General features: G+C 71.2%; 2 protein-coding genes. Both read left to right on the top strand.

Features of this window, described 5'->3' with window-relative positions; genetic code table 11:
• On the top strand, nt 1-3074 hold a 3074-nt coding region (locus tag AB0C25_RS36465; RefSeq protein WP_357379629.1), incomplete at its 5' end, for a type I polyketide synthase.
• A 21-nt stretch (nt 3075-3095) separates the two neighbouring features.
• A partial coding sequence (locus AB0C25_RS36460) for a beta-ketoacyl synthase N-terminal-like domain-containing protein (protein ID WP_357379627.1) occupies nt 3096-4321 on the top strand: 1226 nt, incomplete at its 3' end.

The raw sequence follows: 4321 nt of genomic DNA, 5'->3' as shown, positions 1-4321 counted from the left end.
GGCATGTGCGGGAAGCGGTCCGTTTCGCCGACGGTCTGGCGACGGTGGCGGGTATGGGGGTGACCGCGCTGTTGGAGTTGGGCCCCGACGGTGTGCTGTCCGCGATGGTCGATGACACGTTCGCGGTCGCTGCTCTGCGGGATGGTCGTGACGAGGCGGAGTCGTTCACTGCCGCGCTCGGTGGTTTGCATACGGTGGGTGTGGAGTTGGACTGGGCTGGTGTGTTCGCCGGCCGCGGCGGCAGGCTGGTTGATCTGCCGGCCTATGCATTCCAGCATCAGCGGTACTGGCTCAACGCGCCTACCGGGACTGGTGACCCGTCGGGGCTCGGTCTGGGCCAGAGCAGCCACCCGTTGCTCGGCGCGGCGGTGTCCCTGCCCGACAGCGACACCGTGCTGCTGACCGGCCGACTGTCGCCGCGTTCGCACGCCTGGCTTGCCGACCACCGGATCGGCGGCACCGTCGTCGTGCCTGCCGCCGTGCTTGCCGACCTCGTCCTGCATGCTGCCGCCGGATCCGCCGTCGAGGAGTTGGTCGTGGAGACTCCACTGACCCTCGACGACGAGGGCGCGGTCGACCTCCGGGTCACCGTGACCAGCGGTCATCGCGTCACTGTCCACTCGCGGCCCGGCGACGCGCCCGCCGACCTGCCGTGGACCCGGCACGCCGAGGCGCGGATCGGCGTCGCCGAACCCTTCGCACCGGACAGTCTCGCCGCGTGGCCGCCAGCCGGCGCCCGCCCGATCGACGCCGATGGCGTCTACCACCGTCTCGGTGCCGCAGGCGTCGAGCACGGCGAGACGTACCAGAACCTGCAGGCGGCCTGGCAGCACGGCGACGACGTGTACGCCGAGCTGGTCCTCCCCGAGACGACCGCCGTGACCGGGTTTGGCCTGCATCCCGCCCTGCTCGACGCCGCCCTGCACGCCGTCATGATCGACAGGTACGACGATGGTCAGGTAGCGACGACCGCGACGTGGAGCGGTGTCACCCTGTTCGCGGAGGGCGCCACCGCGCTCCGGGCGCGGATCTCGCCAGTCGGGGACGGTGCGGTCGCGGTGTTGCTCACCGACGCCGACGGGGAGCCGGTCGCGACGGTGCGGTCGCTGACCTGGCAGCCGCTGCCAGAGAACGCGAGGCTGCGGCCACCGTCCCGGCTCCACAACTCGCTGTTCCGATCGGATTGGGCCACAGTGGCCCCGGCGGCCGACGCGGTTCCTCGTACCGCGGTGCTGCTCGGCACGGCGAAGAGCCTGCCCGAGCCGTTCGGTGCGCTCCCGGCGTACGGAAGCCTGGCCGCCCTGGCCCGCGACGTGGCCACCGGAACCGGCGTCCCGGACGTGGTCTTCGTCCCGTTCACGGACCCGGGCGTGGACGAGGTGGCCGACCGGGTCCATACCGCGACCCAGAAAGCCCTGGCCCTGGCCCAGGACTGGCTCGCCGAGGAGAGCCTGCTGGCCGCACGGCTGGTCCTGGTCACCCGGGGCGCCGTGGCGACCGGGCCGGACGAGCCGCTCACCGACCTGGCGCACGCGGCGCTCTGGGGCCTCATCCGGTCAGCGCAGCGCGAGAACCCCGAGCGCTTCGGCCTGCTGGATCTCGGACCGGACGCGGCGGTACCGGACCTGTTGGCCGCGACGGCCGGCGGCGGCGAACCGGAACTCGCGGTCCGAGGCGGGACGCTGTACGGCCGCCGGCTGGTCCGGCACACCACGGACCTGGACGAGGTCGTCCCGGCCGGCACCCTGAACCCCGGTGGAACCGCTCTGATCACCGGCGGCACCGGCACCCTCGGGGCTCTCGTCGCCCGGCATCTGGTTGCCGAGCACGGCATCCGGCACCTGGTGCTGGTCAGCCGGCGCGGCCGGGTCGCCTCGGGGGCGGCGGAGATCGAGGCCGACCTGACGGCTCGCGGCGCCACGGTCGACATCCTGGCCTGCGACGTGACCGACCGCGACGCCGTCGAACTGGTCGTCAAGGCGATCCCGGCGGCGCATCCGCTGACCGCGGTGGTGCACACCGCGGGCGTCATCGACGATGCCACCATCGGCTCGCTCACCACGGACCGGCTGGACCGGGTACTGCGGCCGAAGGTTGATGCCGCACTGCACCTGCACGAGCTCACCGCCGGACAACCGGTCGAGGCCTTCGTGCTGTTCTCCTCGGCGGCGGCCACGTTCGGCGAGGCGGGTCAGGGTAACTACGTTGCCGCCAACACCTTCCTCGACGCCCTCGCCCAGCACCGGCACGCCCTCGGCCTGACGGGCACCTCCCTGCAGTGGGGCTTCTGGCAGGAACGCAGCGGCATCACCGAGCACCTCACCGAAGCCGACGTGCGCCGGATGGAACGCGGCGGCATGCTGCCGATCACCGCGGAGACCGGGATGGCGTTGTTCGACCGGGCGCTGGCGTCCGGGCGGCCGGTGCTCGCCCCGATGCGCCTCGACCTACCCGCGCTGTGGGCCGGCGAGGACGGTGAGTCGGCGCTGCTGCGGGCACTGCGGCCAGCCCGGGCCCGCCGTACGGTGCGAGTGGCTGGTGTCACGGAGCAGCCGGATCGCCTGGCGGACCAACTGGCCCGGCTCACAGCCGACGAGCGCGAGCGTGTCCTGCTCGACCTGGTCGGCGAGAACGTCGCCGCCGTGCTCGGGCACGACGGCACCGACGAACTCCATCCAGGGCGGCCATTCAAGGAGTTGGGCTTCGACTCGCTGACCGCAGTGGAGTTGCGCAACCGGCTCAACGCCGCAACCAACCTGAGGCTGAACAGCACCACGGTGTTCGACTACCCGACGCCACTCGCCCTGGCACGCCATCTGCGTACGGCCCTCGGCACCGACCTTCCGGAGCCGGACGGCGACCCGGAGGAGCAGCGGATCCGCGCCGCCCTCGCGGCCCTGCCGTTGTCCCGCATCCGCGAGGCCGGGCTGCTCGACCTGCTGCTCGACCTCACCGGTGAGACCGGGACGGGCACCACCGAGTCCGCAGCCGACCAGGGCGACACCCTCGAATCCATCGACGCCATGGACACCGAGCACCTGATCCGCATGGCGCTCGGCGACTCCGACTCCTGAACCGACACGGGGAGCCTTCTCATGACTACGTCCCAGGCCCAGCTGGTAGAGGCGCTGCGTGCTTCCCTGAAGGAGACCGAGCAGCTCCGGCAGCAGAACCGGCAACTGATCAACAGCGGCTCGGAGCCCATCGCCATCGTCGGGATGAGCTGCCGGTACCCCGGGGGCGCCGGCAACCCGGAGGAACTGTGGCGGATCGCCTTCCAGGGCATCGACGCGGTGACGCCCTTCCCGGAGGACCGCGGCTGGGACCTGACGGATCTGTACGACCCGGATTCGGATCGTCCCGGTACGGTCGCCTGCCGCGAGGGCGGCTTCGTATCTGACGCCGGGGACTTCGACGCCGCCTTCTTCGGGATCTCGCCGCGCGAGGCGTTGGCCATGGACCCGCAACAGCGGATGCTGCTGGAGGCGTCCTGGGAGGCGTTCGAGTCCGCCGGGATCGACGTGACGACCCTGCGGGAGAGCCGGACCGGCGTGTTCACCGGCGTGATGAGCTCGGACTACCTGGCCAACCTGGCAGGCGCGCCGGAGAGCGTCGAGGGCTACGTGAGCACCGGCAACTCCGGCAGCGTGGCCTCGGGGCGGATCTCGTACACGTTCGGTTTCGAGGGCCCGGCGGTCAGCGTCGACACCGCCTGCTCGTCGTCGTTGGTCGCGCTGCACCTGGCGTTGCAGGCGCTGCGGCGTGGCGAGTGCGCTCTCGCGCTTGCTGGCGGCGTGACGGTGATGGCCAGCCCGGACACCTTCGTGGAGTTCTCTCGGCAGCGTGGTCTCGCGGCGGACGGCCGTTGCAAGGCGTTCGCGAACGCGGCGGATGGCACGGGTTGGTCTGAGGGTGTCGGGATGCTGCTCGTCGAGCGGCTCTCGGACGCCCGCCGCAACGGCCATCGTGTTCTGGCGGTGGTGCGGGGTTCGGCGGTGAATCAGGATGGTGCGTCGAATGGTTTGACGGCGCCGAATGGTCCGTCGCAGCAGCGGGTGATCCGGCAGGCTCTGGCGAACGCGGGGCTGTCCCCGGCTGAGGTCGACGTGGTGGAGGCGCACGGCACGGGTACCCGGTTGGGTGATCCGATTGAGGCGCAGGCGTTGTTGGCGACGTATGGGCAGGACCGGTCGGAGCCGTTGTGGTTGGGCTCGATCAAGTCGAACATCGGTCACACGCAGGCGGCTGCGGGTGTCGCGGGCATCATCAAGATGATCCAGGCTTTCCGCCACGAGGTGTTGCCGCGGACGTTGCATGTGGA

The organism is Micromonospora sp. NPDC048839 (assembly GCF_040649915.1).
Lineage (GTDB): Bacteria > Actinomycetota > Actinomycetes > Mycobacteriales > Micromonosporaceae > Micromonospora.
This window is presented reverse-complemented; position numbering and strand designations above follow the sequence as displayed.